General features: G+C 70.4%; 17 protein-coding genes and 1 riboswitch. Of the genes, 12 read left to right on the forward strand and 5 right to left on the reverse strand.

Annotated elements, in window-relative coordinates; all coding sequences use genetic code 11:
• Positions 1–63 precede the first annotated feature (63 nt).
• The 5 genes from AVL62_RS02790 to AVL62_RS16850 all read right to left on the reverse strand — a co-directional run bounded on the left by AVL62_RS02790 (position 64) and on the right by AVL62_RS16850 (position 5,558).
• The gene (locus AVL62_RS02790; RefSeq protein WP_058890150.1) at positions 64–1,254 is read right to left on the reverse strand and encodes an O-succinylhomoserine sulfhydrylase; all 1,191 of its coding nucleotides are present in this window, start codon (positions 1,252–1,254) and stop codon (positions 64–66) included.
• Positions 1,255–1,392: 138 nt separating this feature from the next.
• Positions 1,393–2,415 (reverse strand): ABC transporter ATP-binding protein, encoded by a 1,023-nt coding sequence (locus AVL62_RS02795; RefSeq protein ID WP_058890151.1) that lies wholly within the window; start codon positions 2,413–2,415, stop codon positions 1,393–1,395.
• The gene (locus AVL62_RS02800) at positions 2,415–4,061 is read right to left on the reverse strand and encodes an ABC transporter permease (protein ID WP_058890152.1); all 1,647 of its coding nucleotides are present in this window, start codon (positions 4,059–4,061) and stop codon (positions 2,415–2,417) included. The genes AVL62_RS02795 and AVL62_RS02800 overlap by 1 nt, the downstream gene beginning before the upstream one ends.
• Positions 4,058–5,239, reverse strand: a complete 1,182-nt coding sequence (locus tag AVL62_RS02805; protein ID WP_058890153.1) for a thiamine ABC transporter substrate-binding protein — start codon at positions 5,237–5,239, stop codon at positions 4,058–4,060. Before AVL62_RS02805 ends, AVL62_RS02800 begins: the two co-directional genes overlap by 4 nt.
• A gap of 5 nt (positions 5,240–5,244) precedes the next feature.
• Positions 5,245–5,349, reverse strand: a riboswitch (TPP riboswitch).
• On the reverse strand, positions 5,319–5,558 hold the full coding sequence (locus AVL62_RS16850) for a hypothetical protein (protein ID WP_058890154.1): 240 nt from the start codon (positions 5,556–5,558) through the stop codon (positions 5,319–5,321). (Overlaps the previous riboswitch by 31 nt.)
• Before the next feature lie 194 nt (positions 5,559–5,752).
• On the opposite strand from AVL62_RS16850, the gene AVL62_RS02815 reads away from it, so the two are divergent.
• The 12 genes from AVL62_RS02815 to AVL62_RS16855 all read left to right on the forward strand — a co-directional run bounded on the left by AVL62_RS02815 (position 5,753) and on the right by AVL62_RS16855 (position 18,696).
• A complete protein-coding gene (locus AVL62_RS02815) occupies positions 5,753–6,034 on the forward strand; it encodes a DUF4235 domain-containing protein (RefSeq protein WP_058890155.1) in 282 nt (93 codons plus the stop codon).
• Between the two features lie 232 nt (positions 6,035–6,266).
• On the forward strand, positions 6,267–8,042 hold the full coding sequence (locus tag AVL62_RS02820) for a polysaccharide biosynthesis protein (RefSeq protein ID WP_235585470.1): 1,776 nt from the start codon (positions 6,267–6,269) through the stop codon (positions 8,040–8,042).
• Positions 8,039–8,923 (forward strand): hypothetical protein, encoded by an 885-nt coding sequence (locus tag AVL62_RS02825; RefSeq protein WP_058890157.1) that lies wholly within the window; start codon positions 8,039–8,041, stop codon positions 8,921–8,923. The genes AVL62_RS02820 and AVL62_RS02825 overlap by 4 nt, the downstream gene beginning before the upstream one ends.
• Complete coding sequence (locus tag AVL62_RS02830; RefSeq protein WP_153011612.1) at positions 8,920–10,242, forward strand: SGNH/GDSL hydrolase family protein; 1,323 nt, start codon at positions 8,920–8,922, stop codon at positions 10,240–10,242. Before AVL62_RS02825 ends, AVL62_RS02830 begins: the two co-directional genes overlap by 4 nt.
• A 7-nt stretch (positions 10,243–10,249) precedes the next feature.
• A complete protein-coding gene (locus AVL62_RS02835; protein WP_058890159.1) occupies positions 10,250–11,494 on the forward strand; it encodes a glycosyltransferase family 4 protein in 1,245 nt (414 codons plus the stop codon).
• Positions 11,491–13,233 (forward strand): glycosyltransferase family 4 protein, encoded by a 1,743-nt coding sequence (locus AVL62_RS02840; RefSeq protein WP_058890160.1) that lies wholly within the window; start codon positions 11,491–11,493, stop codon positions 13,231–13,233. The genes AVL62_RS02835 and AVL62_RS02840 overlap by 4 nt, the downstream gene beginning before the upstream one ends.
• Positions 13,230–14,087, forward strand: coding sequence for an ABC transporter permease (locus tag AVL62_RS02845; RefSeq protein ID WP_058890161.1), 858 nt, complete (start codon positions 13,230–13,232; stop codon positions 14,085–14,087). The genes AVL62_RS02840 and AVL62_RS02845 overlap by 4 nt, the downstream gene beginning before the upstream one ends.
• Positions 14,088–14,100: 13 nt before the next feature.
• Positions 14,101–14,955: an ABC transporter ATP-binding protein gene (locus AVL62_RS02850; protein ID WP_235585471.1), complete on the forward strand. Its 855-nt coding sequence runs from the start codon at positions 14,101–14,103 to the stop codon at positions 14,953–14,955.
• Positions 14,956–14,972: 17 nt separating this feature from the next.
• The gene (gene wecB / locus AVL62_RS02855) at positions 14,973–16,112 is read left to right on the forward strand and encodes a non-hydrolyzing UDP-N-acetylglucosamine 2-epimerase (RefSeq protein ID WP_153011613.1); all 1,140 of its coding nucleotides are present in this window, start codon (positions 14,973–14,975) and stop codon (positions 16,110–16,112) included.
• Positions 16,109–16,891, forward strand: a complete 783-nt coding sequence (locus AVL62_RS18160) for a DUF6270 domain-containing protein (protein WP_419177478.1) — start codon at positions 16,109–16,111, stop codon at positions 16,889–16,891. The genes wecB and AVL62_RS18160 overlap by 4 nt, the downstream gene beginning before the upstream one ends.
• Positions 16,892–17,782 (forward strand): ATP-grasp fold amidoligase family protein, encoded by an 891-nt coding sequence (locus AVL62_RS16400; RefSeq protein ID WP_083518612.1) that lies wholly within the window; start codon positions 16,892–16,894, stop codon positions 17,780–17,782.
• 392 nt (positions 17,783–18,174) lie between these two features.
• Positions 18,175–18,696: a hypothetical protein gene (locus AVL62_RS16855; protein WP_153011614.1), complete on the forward strand. Its 522-nt coding sequence runs from the start codon at positions 18,175–18,177 to the stop codon at positions 18,694–18,696.
• The last annotated feature ends 58 nt before the right edge of the window (positions 18,697–18,754 follow it).

The following is an 18,754-nucleotide window of genomic DNA, read 5'->3' on the forward strand; positions in this document are numbered from 1 at the left end:
CCCTCTCGCAGGCTCCTCATGGCAGCTCGCGATCCCCGGCACAGCGCTCGGCCAGACGCCGCCTCAGCCGAAGGCCGCGACGAGCCCCCGCTCGAGGTCCTCCCGCAGGTCCTCCACGTCCTCGAGCCCGACCGAGAGCCGGACGGTGCCGCCGGTGATGCCGGCCGCCACGCGCGCCGGCTCGGGCAGCCGCTTGTGCGTGGTGGTCGCCGGGTGGGTGGTGAGCGACTTGGCGTCGCCGAGGTTGTTGGAGATGTCGACGACCTGCAGGGCGTTCATGAACGCGAAGGCCTCCTGCTGACCCCCGTCGAGGGTGAAGGTGACGACGGTGCCGCCCCCGGTCATCTGGCGTCGCGCCAGCTCCGCCTGCGGGTGGGACTCCAGCCAGGGGTGGAACACCCGGGCCACCCGCGGGTCGCCCTCGAGGTGGCGCGCCAGCTCCAGGGCGCTGGCCGCCTGGCGCTCCACACGCAGCGTGAGCGTCTCGAGCCCCTTGATGGTGACCCAGGCGTTGAACGGTGACATCGCCGGCCCGGTGTGCCGCAGCAGCGTCTGGATCGGCCCGCCGACGAGCGCGGTGGGGCCGAGGATCATCCCGCCCATGACGCGGCCCTGGCCGTCGATGTGCTTGGTGGTGGAGTAGACGACGATGTCGGCGCCGTGGTCCAGCGGGCGGGAGAAGACCGGGGTCCCGAAGACGTTGTCGACGACGACGACCGCCCCGGCGGCGTGCGCCAGCTCGCTCACCGCGGCGATGTCGACGAGCTCCTGCGTGGGGTTGCTCGGGGTCTCGAAGAAGACGGCCGCCGCCGGGGTCTGGAGCGCCCGCGCCCAGTCGTCGAGGTCGGTGCCGTCGACGAAGGTGCTCTCCACGCCCCAGCGGCGCAGCACCTCGTCGATGATGACGAAGCAGGAGCCGAAGAGCGAGCGGCTCGCGACGATGCGGTCACCCGCGGCGCAGAGGCCGCCGAGCGCGGTGAAGACGGCGGACATCCCGGAGGCCGTCGCCTGCGCCGCCTCGGCGCCGTGCAGCAGCCGCATCCGCTCCTCCAGCATCGCGACGGTGGGGTTGCCGTAGCGGCTGTAGACGAAGCGCTCGATCTCGTCGTTGAAGGCCGCCTGCGCCTCCTCGGCACTGCCGTAGACGTAGCCGGACGTCGGGTAGAGCGCCTCGGAGGTCTCGTCGAACGGGCTGCGCAGCAGACCGCCGCGCACCGCGAGCGTGTCCGGCCGCCAGCCGTCAGGGGTGTCCATGGGGCACCAATCTAGGGCCCGGTGGTGCCCATGGCCGCATCGGCTCCGCCTCTCGAGGTATGCAGTTTCTTCCGGCCACGCGACACCTCGCCTCATCTTGCCGCAGGTCGTGCGTGAGAAGGCCCGGGTGTCGACAGATCACTCGGGAAGGTGGGCGACGCCTCGCGGATCCACCGTGAGCCGCACGTCGTCGCCGACCTCTGGTCCCCGGTCCGCGGCGAGCGCCGGCATACGCCCGACGCCCTCGACGTCGACCTCGAGGTGCAGCGCGTCCGAGACGGTCACCACCCGCCGCACCACCCCGCGCAGCTCCCCCTCGGGGTCGACGCGCAGGGCCGAGCGGCGCAGCGCCACCACCGACGACGCCGGGTCGGCCCCCGGCCCCCTGCCGGCGACGCCCGGGGAGGCCGTCGGCAACCACGAGCGACGCTCGGTCGAGGTGGGCTCGAGGATCGTGTCGTAGCCGACGAAGGAGGCCACCTCCCGGGAGACCGGCTGACGCCATACCTCGACCGCGTCGCCCTCCTGCGCGATGCGCCCGTCGAGCATGACAGCCATCCGGTCGGCGACGGTGAAGGCCTCGTCGTGGTCGTGGGTGACGAGCAGGGCCGTGGTGCCGGTCGTCGTGAGGATCTCGCGCAGGTCGCCGGCGAGGCGGTCGCGCAGCGACCGGTCCAGGGAGCTGAGCGGCTCGTCGAGCAGCAGCAGGGCCGGGTCCGCGGCCAGCGATCGGGCGAGCGCGACCCGCTGCTGCTCCCCGCCGGAGAGGGTGGCGGGGCGGCGGTCGGCATACCCCCCGAGCCCGACGAGCTCGAGCAGCTCGGCGACCCGCCCCGCCCGCTGCCGCCGACCCTGCCCGCGCAGCCGCAGCGGGTAGCCGATGTTGTCGGCGACGCTGGCCTGGGCGAAGAGCTGCCCGTCCTGGAACATCAGGGCGAAGCCGCGCTCGTGGGTCGCCACCCCGGCCAGGTCCCGGCCCCGCCAGCGGATCGAGCCGGAGGAGATCGGCTCCAGCCCGGCGACCGCGCGCAGCAGCGTCGACTTGCCGCAGCCGGAGGGCCCGAGCACGGCGAGCACGCTGCCCTCCTCGACGCGCAGGCCGACCCGGTCGACGGCGGTGGCGCCGGGGAAGGTGACGGTGACGTCGTCGAGCTCGAGCATCAGAAGGCTCCTACCGAGCCGACCCGCAGCCGCTCGACCACACCCATGACGACGACCGTCACGAGCGCGAGCAGCACGCTCGCGGCGAGCGCCATCCCCAGGTGGTCGGCACCAGGCCGGGAGATGAGCTGGTAGATGACGACCGGCACGGTCGGCCGGTCCGGGCGGGCGAGGAAGCTCGTCGCGCCGAACTCCCCCAGCGAGACGGCGAAGGCGAAGCCGGTCGCGGCGAGCACCGGGCGGGCGAGCACCGGCGCCTCGGCGGTCCACGCCGCCCGCCACGGCCCCGCCCCGAGGGTGGCGGCCGCCTCCCGCTGGCGCGGGTCGACCGAGCGCAGCACCGGGGCTAGGGTCCGCACGACCAGCGGCAGCGCGACCATCGCCTGGGCGATGGGCACGAGGATCGGCGAGGTCCGCAGGTCCAGCGGCGGGCGGTCGAGGGTGATGAGGAAGCCGAAGCCGACGGTGACCGCGGAGATGCCCAGCGGCAGCATGAAGGCGCCGTCGAGGACCGACACCGTGCGCGCCCAGCGCGGCGAGCGCGGGCGCCGGGAGACGACGACGGCGACGATGAGCCCCAGCAGCATCGCGAGCACGGTGGCGTCGACGGCGGTGCGCAGCGAGTTGGCCATCGCCTCGGTGACGCTCACCCGCAGGGCGGCGGTCGCGTCGGGGTCGGTGAGGGCGCGGTAGTGCTCGAGACCCCACCCGGGTCCGACCCGCAGCGAGCGCACCACGAGGGTGCCGACGGGCAGCAGCACGAAGGCGACGGCGAGCGCGGTGGCGGCCAGCGCCGCTATGTCGCCGCGCCGGGGGCGGCGGGCCGCGGCCAGGGCGCCGACCCGGCGCAGAGTCTGCTCGCGCCGGGTGCGGGTGCGGGCCGCGAGGGCCAGCATGGCGACGACGGCCAGGAGCTGCAGGAGCGAGAGCACCGCGGCGCCCTGCAGGTCGAGGAACTGCACGGTGAGCAGGTAGATCTCGGTCTCGACGGTGCCGTAGCGCAGGCCGCCGAGGGTGAGCACCACCCCGAAGGCGGTGGAGCAGAAGAGGAAGACCAGCGTCGCCGCGGAGATGATGCCCGGCGCGAGAGCGGGGAGGGTGACCGTGCGCCATACCGTCCAGGGACCGGCGCCGAGGGTGGCGGCGGACTCCTCCGCGCGCCGGTCCAGCCCCTCCCACAGACCGCCGACGGTGCGCACGACGACGGCGAGGTTGAAGAAGACGAAGGCGAGCAGGATCGGCACCCACGTGCCGTCGAGCCCGAGCCCGCCCAGCGGGCCGCCGGGGGCCAGCAACGAGCGGAACATCACGCCCACCACCACCGTCGGCAGGACGAAGGGCATGACGACGACCGCGCGCAGCACCCCGCGGCCCGGGAAGCGCAGGCGGTAGAGCACGAAGGCGACCGGCAGGCCCAGGAGCAGGGTCACGACCGTGCCGGCCAGCGAGCTGACCAGGGTGAAGGTGAGCACGCGCAGGGTGCGAGCCCGGCCGAGGACCTCGGGGACGCCGCTGAGGTCGAGGCGACCCTCGGGCCACAGCCCGCGGGCCAGCATCCCGCTGACCGGGAGGACGAAGAAGACGGCGAGGAAGGCGAGCGGGACCAGCGCGGCGAGCCCGAGCGCCAGCCCGGGGGCGCGTCTCATCCGGTGGCGATGTCCGCCCACTCGCGCAGCCAGGCCTCCCGCTCGGCCTCGATCTGACGGGGGCTGACGACGATCGGGTCCTCGGCGACCTGCGCCCACTGGGCCCACAGGTCGGGCAGGACGACCTCGTCGTCGACCGGGAAGACGTACATGCTGTCCGGGATGGCGGCCTGGACGTCCGGGCTCAGCAGCCAGTCGACCACCGCCTGGGCGCCCTCGGGATTGTCGGTGCCGGCGAGGACGCCGGCGTACTCCACCTGCCGGAAGCAGGTGTCCAGCAGCGCCCGGGTGGTGGGCTCGAAGCCGCCGTCGGGGATGGTGAACGGCGGGCTGGAGGCGTAGGAGAGGACGATCGGGCGGTCCCCATCACCGCCGCCGGCGGTGAAGTCGACGGTGTAGGCGTCGGTCCACCCGCTGGTGACCTTGGCGCCGTTGGCCATGAGGTCCTCCCAGTAGCCCTGCCACTCCCCCGGCCCGAACTCGCCGATCGTGGCGAGCAGGAAGGCCAGGCCCGGGCTGGACGTGCTCGCGCCCGGCGTGACGAAGAGGTCCTCGTAGGCGGGGTCGGTGAGGTCGGCCAGCGTCTGCGGCGGCTCGATGCCCTCGTTGGCGAACCACACGCTGTCGATGTTGACGCAGACATCGCCGTAGTCGACGGGGGTGAGGTAGGCCTCCGCCCCCTCGGCGAGGTCGTGCTCCTCCACCGACTCCGGCAGGTCGTCGGGGCGGTAGGCCTCCAGCGCCTCGGCCCCGACCACGCGCGTGGCGAAGGTGGTGTCGATGCCGAAGACGACGTCGGCGGTCGGGTTGCCGGCCGTCAGCACGATCTGGTTGGCCATCTGCCCGGCGTCCCCGGAGAGCTGGACCTCGAGGTCGTAGCCGGTGTCGGCCTCGAAGGCCGCGAGCAGCTCGTCGGGGAGGGTGAAGGAGTCGTGCGCGGCGAGCACCACGGTGCCGGTGTCGGCGGGCGTGGGCGCCGGCGCCGTGTCGGTGGCGCCGTCGGTCGAGGCGTCGTCGTCGCCGCCCTCAGCGTCCGGTGACTCCGTGGAGGCGGGGGCGCCCTGGTCCTCGCCGGGCTCGTCGCCGCCACCGGTCAGGGTGCAGGAGGTGAGGACGAGGCCGGTGGTGAGGGCCAGGGTCAGGGCGGTGGTGGTCCGTCGAGGACGGGTATGGGTCATGGTGCAGCGTCTCCTCATCGACTTCCTTCGCCGGTGCTAGCCGGTGCAGGTTCGAGGGTCTGCGGCGGGTGCCGCACTCTCAGCGCTCGGGCGCTCCCCTGTCGTGGTCGTCCTCGACACTACCACCGCCATCGGGGCGCCACCCCTCCCCCCGCAGGCGGTCCTTCCCCCGCTGGTCCTCCTCGCCCCCCGGGGGGCCGAGCACCATGTCCATGCCCTTCAGCGTGTTGCGCGTCGACGCCCAGACGATGGCGAGGCCGGCGATCCCGAGCAGGACCCAGAGCACGACGACGATCCATCCGGGGAAGTCCGGCACCATGAGGGATGCGGCTGCCTTTCTGGATCTGGGGAGGCGGTCCACCGCCGTTGGCTGGCCCGCCGCTGCCGGAGCGACGAGGGCCAGACCGTATCAAACAGGCCCCGCCGCGCAGACCGTTGCGGAAGCGCTCTCACCCCAAAGGGTGGAATGCCGCCACGGGCTCGCCGCGGGGAGCGCTGTGGCACTATCGGGGTATGGGAAATCTCGTCGCCAAGGCCGTGACCGTCGCCGCAGTCCTCGCGGCCAGCAGCATCGCCCGCAAGGCCACCGACGGCACCTGGAAGTTCGTCACCGGCAGCGACTCCCCGGCCAACCCCGAGGACCCCGACATCGACCTCAAGGAGGCCGTGGCCTTCGCCGTCCTCTCCGGTGCCCTGGTGGGCCTGGCCCGGATGCTGGCGAACCGCGAGTCGAGCCGCGTCATCGCCCGGGCGAGCCGCAAGAGCTCGGAACAGGTCGCCGACGAGACGAACTGAACGGCAAGAAGTAAAGGGAAGGTAAAGAATTCACCGCCCTTCCTGACGCCACCTTCTCTTTCTCCCCACATTGCGGTTCCCACCGCCATAGCGACCCTGTGACCTGCACTCTTGCCTTTCTGCGGGTGAGCGGTCATTCTTGGGACTGGCCTTTTGTCATGCCCCGCACCATTTCCCCCCAAGGATGCTCGTGAGCCCACGCCCCCGTCGTGTCCCGGATGCGCTCAAACGCGTGCTCTGGGCCCTCGGCGACGGGACGGTGTGGGCGGTGGCGATCCTCGGCATGACCTGGATCAGGTTCCAGTACGACGCCGGTCGCGCCTTCGTCACGGACACCTGGGTGGTCGCCGGGACCGCGGCCGCGATCCACCTGATCCTGGGCATGCTGCTCGGGCCCTACCTCATCAAGCACATCCGGGGGTCCTTCGAGGAGGTCACGGCGGTCTGCCGGGCCGCCCTCCTCACGGCGCTGATCGTCAGCGTGTGGGCCATCTGGCTCCAGCCCTACATCGTGCCGCGCTCGGTCCCCAGCGTGGGCGCCGCGGTGGCGATCTCGCTCATGCTGGCCGCGCGCTTCGTCGTGCGGTCCTACCGCGCCCGGGCCGCGGTCCGGCGCGAGGTCGACCACACCGCCATCATTTACGGCGCCGGGGTGCTGGGGCGGCGGCTCGTGGCCAACATGCTGCAGGACGACACCTCACCCTTCCGGCCGGTGGCCCTGCTCGACGACGACCGCAGCAAGCGCAAGCTGCGGATCGACGGCATACGGGTGCGCGGCGACCGGACGGCCATGGGACGCGTGGCGAGGCGCTACGAGGCCACCCACCTCATCGTGGCGATCCCGAGGGCCGACTCGGCGCTGATGAGAGAGGTCAACGACCTCGCGGGCGAGGCCGGGCTCACGGTCAAGGTGCTGCCCAACCTCGACCGGCTGCTGGACGCCGACCCGCACGCGGACGACCTGCGCGACATCGACCTCGAGGACCTGCTGGGTCGTCGTCGCACCGAGCTCGACCAGGGCGCCATCACCGACCACCTGACCGGCAAGGTCGTGCTGGTCACCGGTGCGGGCGGCTCGATCGGCTCCGAGCTCTGCCGGCAGATCGCACGCTTCCACCCGCGCCGGCTGGTGCTGCTCGACCGTGACGAGTCGGCGCTGCACGCCGTGCAGCTCTCCCTCACCGGCCGCGGGCTGCTGCAGAGCGAGGACGTCGTGCTGTGCGACATCGGCGACGCCGGCATGGTGGACCGCGTCTTCCACCAGCACCGGCCCGACGTCGTCTTCCACGCCGCCGCCCTCAAGCACCTGCCGCTCCTCCAGCGCTTCCCGATGGAGGCGTGGCGGGTCAACGTCTCGGGCACCCTCAACGTTCTCCGCTCGGCGGCGGCCTACGGGGTCGGGACCTTCGTCAACATCAGCACCGACAAGGCGGCCAACCCGACCTCCATCCTGGGCTACACCAAGCGCGTCACGGAGCGGCTGACCTCTCACTTCGCCTTCAGCCAGCCCGGGCGCTACGTCTCGGTGCGGTTCGGCAACGTCCTGGGCTCGCGCGGCTCGGTCATCCCCGTCTTCACCGAGCAGATCGAGCGCGGTGGGCCGGTCACCGTCACCCATCCCGACGTCGAGCGCTTCTTCATGCTCATCCCCGAGGCCTGCCAGCTCGTCATGCAGGCCGCCTCCCTGGGCTCGGACGGCGACGTCCTGGTCCTGGACATGGGGGTACCCGTCCGCATCGATGACATGGCCCGCACGCTCATCACCATGTCGGGCCGCCCGGACGTGACGATCGAGTATGTCGGGCTGCGGCCGGGCGAGAAGCTCACCGAGGACCTCTTCGGGCTGGACGAGCAGCAGCAGACCCGCCACCACCTCCTCTGGTCGGTGCGGGTGCCGGGCCTGGACCCTGACGACGTGCCCTCCGGCCGCCTCTCGAGCACCCCCGAGCTCATCGCGTGGCTGCGTGACCGTTCCGACCCCGCCGAGAGCGTGCTGCGCCCGGCATGAGCGACCTCGCCCCCGCGGCGCTGGCCGTGGGCGCGGGCCTGCTGACCGCGGCGACCGCACCCGCCCTCGCCCCGCTGCTGCGCTCCTGGGGCCTGGTCGACGTCCCCAACCACCGCTCGTCCCACGGCACCCCGACCCTGCGGGGCGCAGGTCTGGCGCTACTCCTGGGCGTCCTGCTCACCGCCGCCGCCGCCGAGCTGGTCGGAGAGGCCGACCTGCCGTGGGTCGCGCTGGCGGCGTGCGCCGTGACGGCTCTGCTGGGCCTCGCGGTGGACCTGCGTGAGCCCAGCCCGCTCGTGCGCCTGGTGCTGCTCGCCCTCGTCGGCGCCGGGCTCGGCTCGCTGCTGGGGGGGCCCGGCACGGCCCTCCTCGGTGCCGTCGCGATGCCGGTGCTGGTCAACGTCGTCAACTTCATGGACGGCATCAACGGCATCACCGCCCTGACCGCCATGGCCTGGGGGCTCGTCGCCGTGCTGGGTGGTGACACGGGAGGGGCCGTGGCCCTGGGAGCGCTCACCCTGGGGGCGGCGGCCGGGTTCCTGCCGTGGAACCTCCCGCGGGCCCGGATGTTCCTCGGGGACTGCGGCAGCTACCTCGTCGGGGCGCTCGTCACCGCAGGCCTCCTCCTGGAGCAGTCCGGGGGCGGTCAGGTGCTGCTGCTGCTCCTCCCGCTGCTCCCCTCGGTCGCGGACACCGGCCTCACCCTGGTGCGGCGCGCGGCACGAGGGGAACGGCTCACCGAGGCGCACCGCGAGCACCTCTACCAACGCCTCTCGCGGCGCCCCGGGTGGACCCACGCGCGCGTGGCGCTCCTCTGGGCGGGCCTCGGACTCGCCGGGTCCGGGATCTGGTGGCTGCTGCGGCACAATGGTGCCTCGTGAGCGGCGCTTCCAGGGTCAGGTCCACGGGTCTCGGCTTCGTGGTCATCCTGACGAACGTGCTCATCGTGGCGCTGGTGGCCATCGGCTTCTCGCAGCGCGGGTTCTCCGGTTGGTGGGACACGCTCCGCGGCGACTGGGAACCCCCGACGGTGAGCGACCCCTACGCCGACGACGCAGCCGAGGCGACCTCGCCACCGACCGAGGACGAGCCCGAGACCGAGCCGACACCCACGCCCTCCCCGTCCCCGACGACCGAGGAACCGGAGCCGCCCTCGCTGGAGGAGCGCTTCGAGGAGGGAGAGGACCTGTCCGTCCTCGTCCTCGGAGACCGGACCGGCACCCACGAGAACGACTGGGTCGCCGCGTGGGCCCGCCAGCTCACCGGCTCACGCGACGTGCAGCTCACCAGCACGCTGGCGGAGGATCCCACCCGCTGGGGCGACCCGGTCGACTTCGGCGGCGAGGGCCCGGCCGTGGACATCGACAACGCCAGCCTGGTGCAGGGGACCCCGGAGTATGCCGCCGCGCGCCTCGACCTCTTCGTCCGAGACGACCCCGACCTGGTGCTGGTGAGCTTCGGGCGCGCCAACACCCCTGACGACCTCCCCGGTCAGCTGAGCGACCTGCACGACGAGCTCACCCAGGAGCTGCCGGAGGCAGAGGTGCGCTACGTCGTCCAGCCCCCTCGCCGCGACGGTCAACCCGTCGTGGCGGACACCGTCCGTGAGTGGGCCGCCGATCAGGCCGACGTCGAGCTGGTCGACGTGGCCCAGGTCTTCCAGGACGAGGGCATCGTCGACGCCACGGTGTCCGCCCGCGACCCGCTCAGCGTCAACATCTTCGGCGGGCAGCGGTGGGCGCAGATCGTGCAGGAGGCGGTCTTCGGCGGCGACCAGCAGGCCGAGGAGGATGCCCCGCAGGATGGTGGCAACGCCGGGGCCGGCCCGCCCGCCGAGGACGGCGCGGCCGAGGAGGAGGCGGCTGGTGCCGCCGGGCCCCAGGAACCGAGCGCGCAGCCCTCGCCACCCGCGCCGTCGCTGGTCGGACCGACGGCCGAACCGTCGCCGTGGCAGCCGCCGACGTCTCCGTGGTCCCCACCACCGGCACCGGCGCCTGACCCGGTGCCCACCACCCCGGCCCCCACGGGTCCGACAGGTCCGCCGTCGACCCCCACGCCGACCGACCCCACGCCGAGCAGCCCACCGAGCACCGAGCCCGGGCCGTCCCCCACGCCAGATCCCCCTGCTCCCGAGCCGTCGGAACCGGAGCCGACGGGGCCGGACACCGCTGCCCCGCTGTCCTGGTGGACGGCCACCTGATCACCTCATGAGGATCCTGCTGCTCAGCCACTACTACGCCCCCGAGACGGGACCGCCGCAGCTGCGGTGGTCCGCCCTGGTCAGGGACCTGGTGGCGGCGGGGCACGAGGTCCACGTGGTGGCACCGGCACCGCACTACCCGACGGGGCGCCTGCTGAGCGGCGAGGACCCGGCACAGGTCGGCCACGCCCATCCTGGCCAGCACGGCGAGACCGTGCACCGGGTCCGCTTCCGGCCCTCGACGGGCAGCGCGCGCTCGTTGCTGCTCGACCAGGTCGTGTCGGCCGCGGACACGGTGCGCACGGCCTGGCGACGTCGTCGCGAGCTGCGCCCCGAGGTCGTGGTCGCCACGGTCCCGGGTCTGCCGACCGCTCTCGCCGGACGCGCCGTCGCCACCCTCCTGCGCGCCCCCCTGGTGCTGGAGATGCGCGACGCCTGGCCGGACATCCTCGGGGGCGCCGCCTCCGGGGACCGGCAGACACCCCGGGATGCCGTGCGTGCGGGCGTGGTGCGGCTGGTCTCGACCGGAGTCACCTGGCTGCAACGGTCGGCGGACCTGGTGGTCACCACCACCGACAGCTTCGCCACCACCCTGCGGGGGCGACAGGTGACCCGGGTGGTGACCGTCCGCAACGCCCACCACGGCCTGCCGGACCCCTCCACGCCGGTCCCGGTCCCCCGCGCCACCGGTCCGCTGCGCATCGTGTACGTCGGCACCGTGGGCCGCGCCCAGGGCCTCGAGACGGCCGTTCGCGCGGCATACCTGGCCCATCATGACGGGGTGGACGTGATCCTCCGGGTGGTGGGCACCGGGGCCCGGCTGGCATCGGTGCGTCGCCTCGCACGCGAGCTGCAGGCACCCGTGGAGTTCGTCGGACCGGTGACGCGCGACCAGGTGGCGGAGCACTACGAGTGGTGCGACACCTTCCTCGTCAGCCTGCGCGACTGGCCCGGTCTCGACAGCACCGTGCCCTCGAAGCTCTACGAGGCGTTGGCTCTTGGGCTGCACGTGTCTGCGTCGGCCACCGGTGAGACGGCCACGATCGTCCGCGAGACCGGGGCGGGCTTCGCGACCGCGCCCGGCGATGCGCAGGGCCTCGCCCGTGCCTGGGGGGCGCTCGCCGAGACCGGGCCGCAGCAGGACACCGCACGGATGAGGCACTGGGTGGACCGGCACGCCAGCGAGTCGGGTGCGGCCGGGGTCCTGCTGGACGCCTTGACCGGTCTGCGCCACGACAGGCTCGGGGTATGACGCCCGCTCGCCCCTGGCGGCGCGCGCGGCACCTGGGCGCGGCCGGGGTCACGGTGCTCGCGATGGCCGTCGACGACCCCGCGTGGCTGACTGTCCAGGCCGGGCGCCGGGCTCCGCGCCGACTTCGGGGGCTGCTGGGCCGGGTGGCGACCCGTACGGACAGTCCGTCCGCCACGGCGGTGTGGGGCGAGCTGTTGCTGGACCGGCCTGAGCAGGCACGCGAGCGCCTCTCCCGACAGCGCCGCAGCGGTGCGCTCTCTCGCGCGCTGGCCGTGCACGCCGGCCAGCGTCCCGATGCGGCCGGGGGTGGCGGCGCGCGCGCCCGGTGGGCCTGGCTGGTGGGTGATCTCGAGGAGGTCGAGGCCCTTCTCGCCGACGACGACGTGCCGCGCCGCCTGCGGAGGAAGCTGGCCGGCGACGTGGAGGCGCTGCAGCCCGGCCCACGACCCGCACCCGCCGTGCCACCACGTGACTGGGGCACGGATGCGTCCCGACCGCGTGTCGTGCATGCCCTCACGAACTCCCTGCCGTGGACCCGGTCGGGCTACACCCTGCGCAGCCAGGCGGTCCTCCGCGCGCAGCAGCAGGCCGGGATCGAGGTCGCCGCGCTGACGCGACCGGCATACCCCGTCTCCATCGGTCGGGTGCTCACCGCCGACGTCGACGTGGTGGAGGGCGTGCCCTACCACCGCTGCGTCCCGACCGTCCTGGCCCCCGGGGAGGCCGGGCGCATCGACCGGTGGGCGGCCGACCTCGCCCGCCTCGCCCGCGCTCACCGCGCCACCCACCTGCACTCGACCACGCACTACCCCAACGCGCTGGCCGCCCAGGCCGCGGCCCGCGCGCTCGGTCTCCCCTGGGTCCACGAGGTGCGCGGCCAGCTGGAACGCACCTGGGCCTCGGCACGCCGCCGGGCGGGTGACCCCGCCCCCTATGCGAGCGGCCGGTTCGTCGCGTGGCGCGCCCGGGAGGCCGAGCTGGCGGCCGCCGCCGACCACGTCGTGACCATCAGCGAGACCATGCGCACCGACCTCGTCCGGCGGGGTGTCGAGCCGGGCCGGGTGAGCGTCGTCCCCAACGGCATCGACGCCGCCCTCCTGCAGCGCGACATCACGCCGGAGCGGGCACGGGCGCGCCTCGGTCTGCCGGGAGCCGGCCTATGGGTCGGGGCCGTGTCGTCGGTCGTGCACTACGAGGGGCTGGCCGACCTCGTCGAGGCGGTCGCGCTGCTGCGCGCGCAGGGCGCGGACGTGCGCGGTGCGGTCGTCGGCGACGGGCTGGCCTGGCCCGAGCTGTCCCGCCGGGTCGAGGCGCTGGGTCTGACCGAGGTGTTCCTGCTGCCCGGCCGGCTGCCGAGGCCGGAGGCGCTCGCCTGGCTCGACGCGCTCGACGCCGTCGTCGTGCCACGGGAGGACCACGAGGTGACCCGGCTGGTGCCGCCGCTCAAGGTGGTCGAGGCCATGGGCGCCGGCCGCCCGGTGATCGCCTCCGACCTCCCGGCGCTGGCCGAGATCGTCGTGCCGGGCCAGACCGGGCTGCTGACGCCGCCCGGCGACCCCGCTGCGCTCGCCGAGGCGATCGACGGTCTGTTGCGGGACGAGGACCGCCGCCAGGAGGTCGCGGCCCGCGGTCGAGTGCTGGCCGCAGACCGGACCTGGGGAGCGCTCGCCGAGACCTACCGAGAGGTGTACGACGTCGCGACGGCCAGCTCGGCACGTTTGTGGAGAATGGGCACATGACCCCCCGCGCCTCGCATCGCTCCGTGGCGCCCGAGTGGCAGCTCATAGGGCAGCGACCGACGCTCGCTAGCTATCTGCGCCAGCTGTGGCAGCGGCGACACTTCATCACTGCCGAGGCCCGCACCAAGGCGTTCTCCGGCAACCGGGACCTTCTCCTGGGCAACCTGTGGCTCATCGGGGTCCCCATCCTTCAAGGTCTCGCCTACTACCTGATCTTCGGGCTGATCCTCAACACTTCCCGGGGGATCGACAACTTCACCGGGTTCCTGCTCGTCGGCGTCTTCCTCTTCCGCTTCACCGCTGGCAGCATGCAGCAGGGCATCACCGTGATGTCCCAGAACAAGGGCATCGTTGGCGCCTTCACCTTTCCGCGTGCCGCCATTCCCCTCTCGGCGCTCCTTCGAGAGACGCTGTCGATGTTTCCCGTGCTCGTCACGATGGCGCTGTTGCTGCTCGTCGTCCCACCAGGGACGCAGGTAACCTGGACCTGGTTGCTGTTCCCCGCTGTCTTCGTCCTGCAGGCAATGTTCAACCTTGGGATCACGATGTACACGGCTCGGCTCGGTGCGGCACTTCCGGACCTACGCAACCTCACCGCTTTCATCGTGCGTATCTGGTTCTACTCATCCGGGGTCTTCTTCGCCATCGACCGCTTCGTCACCGACCCCCTTTGGCAGGCGATCTTGCAGGCAAATCCGCTCTACCTCGTCCTCGACATGTCGAGGGATCTCCTCCTCTACGACACCGTGCCCAGCCTGGAGAACTGGATGTTCCTCGGCCTCTGGGCGGCAATCACGCCGATCCTGGGCTTCTGGTACTTCTGGCGCGGGGAGGAGACCTATGGTCAGCAGTGAAGGTGAGCCGACGGTGGTCGTCAACAACGTCAGCCGCACGTTCTATGTCGCCGAAAGCCGGCCACCCGGTAGCGGCGTGCGTAGAAGGGTGAGCGGATGGCTACGGGGCGGATCAACCACGGCGGTCCATGCCCTGCACTCGGTGTCTTTCGTTGCCCACGCCGGTGAAACCATCGGCATCGTCGGAACTAACGGCTCGGGCAAGAGCACACTCCTGCGGCTGATCGCCGGGCTCGACTTCCCAAGCGGTGGCCGGGTCCTGGCCCGTGCCCAGCCCATGCTGCTTGGGGTCTCCGCCGCCCTCCAGCCAGAGCTGTCGGGCGCAGAGAATGCTCGACTCGGTCTTCTCTCTCTGGGGTTCACGCCCTCCCAGGTCACTGAGACCCTCCCCCGTGTGTTCGAGATCGCGGGTATCGGTGACGCCGTCTACCGCCCGATGAACACCTACTCGTCCGGCATGGGTGCACGCCTCAGGTTTGCCATCGCTGCAGCGGCAGAGCCGGAGATCTTGCTGCTCGACGAGGTGTTGTCGACGGGGGACGCCGCCTCGGCACAACGGGCCGAGGCGCGCATGACGGAGATCCGGGCACGTGCCGGCACTGTCTTTCTGGTGTCACACGCGGCGCAGACTATCGAGGAGATGTGCACCCGGGCACTGTGGATCCACGAGGGCAACCTCATCCAGGACGGTGAGGCGAGTGCTACGGCCCGCGCCTATCGTTGGTGGGCGTGGAACGTCGCCAAGGGCGAGCACGACACCGCGGCCGAGCTGCTGCGGGAGACGACCGAAGGTCGCCGGGGCGTGGACGAGTCCGCGTCTGAGGCGGCCGCAGTGATCACGACCATGGGAAGGCTGACCCACGCATGAACCCGCACAGACGAGTGATGACCGTCTACGGCACCCGCCCGGAGGCCATCAAGGTGGCCCCCGTGATCCGTGCCATTGAGTCGAGCGAAAGGCTGGAGTCGATTACAGTCGTCACGGGCCAGCACCGCGAGATGCTCGACCAGGTCAACGAGATCTTCGGTATCACTCCAGACTTCGACCTCGACGTCTTCGCCCATGGGCAGGCTCTCAATGTGCTGATGGCCAAGGTCTTCGAGCGCCTCGACCCGGTGCTCTCCGAGGTCGATCCGGACGCCTTGCTGGTGCAGGGCGACACCTCCACGGTCGCGGCGGCATCCATCGCGGCCTTCTACCGCCAGATCCCCGTGGTGCACCTCGAGGCCGGTCTGCGCAGTGGTGACATTCACTCCCCCTTCCCCGAAGAGGCGAACCGCAAGATCACCTCCCAGGTCACCACGCTGCACCTCGCCCCTACGCCGACCTCCAAGGCGAACCTGGTGCGTGAGTCGATAGATCCAGCGACCGTGGCCGTGACGGGCAACACCGTGATCGATGCCCTGCTACACACCGTCGCTGAACAGATTCCGTTCTCCGATCCCGTCCTCGAAGAGATCCACGGTGGCCAGGGTCGCCTGCTACTCGTCACCACCCACCGCCGTGAGAACTGGGGCGGTGCCATGGAGGGCGTTGGACGGGCGCTGCGCCGCCTGGCAGACCGCTACCCGGACGTCACCATCCTGCTCCCCGCTCACCGCAACCCCATCGTGCGGGAGGCGGTACTCCCGCAGCTTGAGGGCTGCGACAACGTACGTGTCACCGAGCCCATGGCCTACGGGGAGTTCACCCGCATGATGAACCAGGCGAGCGTGGTCCTCACCGACTCCGGTGGGGTGCAGGAAGAGGCACCGTCCCTGGGCAAGCCGGTCCTCGTCATGCGGGAGAACACGGAGCGCCCCGAAGCGGTGGACGCAGGCACGGTGCGTCTCATCGGCACCGACGAGGAGCGAATCGTCTCCGAGGTGAGTTCACTCTTCGATGACGAGTCGGCTTACATGCGCATGGCCAACGCCGTCAATCCGTACGGAGACGGCAAGGCCGCCGCACGCAGCGTCGCCGCGATCGAGCAGCTTATTCTAGGCGGGCGGCGCCTACCCGACTTTACGGGCGCAGACGGGTGAATCGTACTTTTATCTACGGCAGCTGTGTCTCCCGGGACACATTCGACTTCTTGGCTGACTCCCAATTCGAGCTTGTCACCTACGTCGCTCGACAATCGTTGTGGAGCGCAACGTCTGGCCCGAACACAGACGCTCCCCCAGAGTTTCAGTCCACCTCGCCGTTTCAGCGACGGATGCTCATGGGCGACTGGGAGGGGTCTCTACTCGGGCTACTACGACAGCACAGTGAGGGCATCGACCTGCTGCTGTGGGACTTGTTCGACGAACGTCTCGGTGCCAATCGGCTCGCGAATGGAAAAGTGGTTACGCGCTCAGTGGACACGCTCTCGACCGGTCTGGAGGCAGCCCTGCCGCCAACCAGCTCGCGTATCACCTTCGGACTTGACCAGCATCTGCGCGGTTTCACGGATGCGGTGACCCGGTTCGGCACCGAGCTAGATTCACTTGATCTTCTGAAGCGTACCCTCGTGGTCGCCCCTCCGTGGGCCACCACCACTGCCAAAGGAACACCCGCGCCGCCCTCGTACTCCCTAATGCCAGATCGCGCCAATGAGATCATGCAGGCCTACTACGAGGTGGTCCATACGACCCTGGGCCTACCCTTGGTCACGGTGTCACCGACGGAGGCTGTTGCGGATCCAGAGCATAAGTGGGGATTGGCCCCATTCCACTACAGTCGAGCGGTCTACGAATCATTGGCCTCTCAGATCGCAAGTTTTGCCGCGGACTCTGACCTGCGACATGAGAGCAGACTTCAAGATGAACAAGGACCCACTTAAATGAGCAACGGACCAACCTGGAACGATCCCGACTTCTTCGGGCATCTTCTACTGGAGCGACGCATCGGCAGCCACCTAGCCGCGACCCCCGAGTCTCGATCCCACCCGCGCCGCCAATTACTCCGCAAATTGTTCAATTACAGGCTTGCCGCGAGTCACGGTATTCGAATACCGCAGATCTTGGGCTCATGGCAAGATCCGTTTCTCATCGACTGGGACCTTCTCCCAGAAGAATTCGTACTAAAAACAAACACAGGCCACAGCGGAGCCTCCGTCTGGCCGCTGCGTCGACAAGGAAGAAGTTTTTCCACGGTCGACCAAATGAGGGAGTTTGATGCCGACGAGCTGCGGGGTCTAGTGGCGTCCAAGGCGATCGGCCGTCGGCTCCCGATCTTTGCTGAGGAGTTTCTTCTGTCAGGTTCTTCTGATGCGCCGTTGCCCGACGATGTGAAAGTTTACTGCGCTTACGGCAAGGTGCTGCACATCATGCTTAGGCGAATGCCGCAGCATGCAGACACCACAGTTGCCCAGTACCGGTACGTCGACGAGTCTGGGCACGACCTGGGTAAAGTCACTCCCGCGCGGCAGGTGTCTCCCCTGGTGCCGGTGCCGACCAACCTTGAGGAGGTCGTCCGGGTCGCCGAACTCTTATCCCTCGCGGTGCCTTTACCGTTCGTACGCGTAGATCTCTACGCCCGCCATGAAGATGTTCTCTTCGGCGAGCTGACGGTTAACCCTGGTGGCATGCAGCGTTTTCGACAGGAGCACAGCTCCTGGATGGCAGCTGAGTGGGAGCAGGCAGAGGCACGGCTGCAGACCGATCTAGCTAACGGGCGCCCGTACGCTGTGGTAATGGGCGCCCACAGCACACATCACCTTCCGGAGGGCTGACCGTGTCGTTGCCCGATGACGAATTTTCGCCTCAACCCAAACCCCCTTCTTTCGAAGCACTGCGCAATCTCCCCGATGGCTCCAAATCGACGGAACATAACAGCGTCTCGGCGTTCGAAGACTCGCCCGCAGACCATGGTTTACACACGATCTGGCACGGGGGCCTGCCCCTCGACCTCTCGTTTGTCCACGGTTCGCGGCCCTCACTAGTCGTCGTCTTCGACGGGGCCCTCGAACGCTCGACAACGAGATTGCCGCGGTTTTCGGGCGCGGGACTAACGAGAGGACTGGGGGTCTCACGCCTGTCTTTCTCGGATCCCTCCCTTTACTGTAGCGACCGGCTGCGCCTTGGCTGGTACGCAGGCAGCCTGCACCAACCTGATCTGCAGGACATGATCGTCAGGACCATCCGGAAGTGCATCTCTGCCGTCCAGCCAGAACGCGTCGTTCTATTCGGGGCCTCGGGCGGAGGCTTCGCAGCTTTGTACTTCTCTAACCTCGTCCCGGACTCCTTCGCCGTTGTGATGAACCCGCAGACCGATATCGCGGCTTACGTGCCTGGACCGGTCAAGGTGTGGCGAGACACGTGCTGGGCTGGTAAGGAGCTTGCCTCGCTCCCCAGTACCGTCACGACCAATCTCGTCCGGCTCTACTCGGCTCGTCCCATGCAGAACTACGTTGCCTACCTACAGAACCGGACGGACAGCCACGTCGACGCTCACATGCACCCGTGGTTAAATGCTGCTGATTTCGACCGCGTCAAAGTCATTATGGGTGACTGGGGGCAGGGCCATATAGCGGCCCCGAAGGACGTTCTCCAGCGTGTAGTTAGGACGGCGTCAGAGTGGTCACCTGGGAGCTCTCTACCCGGCTTCACCCTCGCTGGCCACTCGCAACCTGAAGGGCTCCGATGAAGATCGCGATCGCGGGCACCGGATACGTGGGGCTCTCCCTCGCCGTCGTCCTGGCCCA

Source organism: Serinicoccus chungangensis (assembly GCF_001483745.1).
GTDB lineage: Bacteria > Actinomycetota > Actinomycetes > Actinomycetales > Dermatophilaceae > Ornithinicoccus > Ornithinicoccus chungangensis_A.

Excerpts from the sequence above, each read along its gene's own strand:
- AVL62_RS02790 (WP_058890150.1), bottom strand. The coding sequence starts at position 1,254 with ATGGACACCCCTGACGGCTGGCGGCCGGACACGCTCGCGGTGCGCGGC.
- AVL62_RS02795 (WP_058890151.1), bottom strand. The coding sequence starts at position 2,415 with ATGCTCGAGCTCGACGACGTCACCGTCACCTTCCCCGGCGCCACCGCC.
- AVL62_RS02800 (WP_058890152.1), bottom strand. The coding sequence starts at position 4,061 with ATGAGACGCGCCCCCGGGCTGGCGCTCGGGCTCGCCGCGCTGGTCCCG.
- AVL62_RS02805 (WP_058890153.1), bottom strand. The coding sequence starts at position 5,239 with ATGACCCATACCCGTCCTCGACGGACCACCACCGCCCTGACCCTGGCC.
- AVL62_RS16850 (WP_058890154.1), bottom strand. The coding sequence starts at position 5,558 with ATGGTGCCGGACTTCCCCGGATGGATCGTCGTCGTGCTCTGGGTCCTG.
- AVL62_RS02815 (WP_058890155.1), top strand. The coding sequence starts at position 5,753 with ATGGGAAATCTCGTCGCCAAGGCCGTGACCGTCGCCGCAGTCCTCGCG.
- AVL62_RS02825 (WP_058890157.1), top strand. The coding sequence starts at position 8,039 with ATGAGCGACCTCGCCCCCGCGGCGCTGGCCGTGGGCGCGGGCCTGCTG.
- AVL62_RS02835 (WP_058890159.1), top strand. The coding sequence starts at position 10,250 with ATGAGGATCCTGCTGCTCAGCCACTACTACGCCCCCGAGACGGGACCG.
- AVL62_RS02840 (WP_058890160.1), top strand. The coding sequence starts at position 11,491 with ATGACGCCCGCTCGCCCCTGGCGGCGCGCGCGGCACCTGGGCGCGGCC.
- AVL62_RS02845 (WP_058890161.1), top strand. The coding sequence starts at position 13,230 with ATGACCCCCCGCGCCTCGCATCGCTCCGTGGCGCCCGAGTGGCAGCTC.
- wecB (WP_153011613.1), top strand. The coding sequence starts at position 14,973 with ATGACCGTCTACGGCACCCGCCCGGAGGCCATCAAGGTGGCCCCCGTG.
- AVL62_RS16400 (WP_083518612.1), top strand. The coding sequence starts at position 16,892 with ATGAGCAACGGACCAACCTGGAACGATCCCGACTTCTTCGGGCATCTT.
- AVL62_RS16855 (WP_153011614.1), top strand. The coding sequence starts at position 18,175 with ATGATCGTCAGGACCATCCGGAAGTGCATCTCTGCCGTCCAGCCAGAA.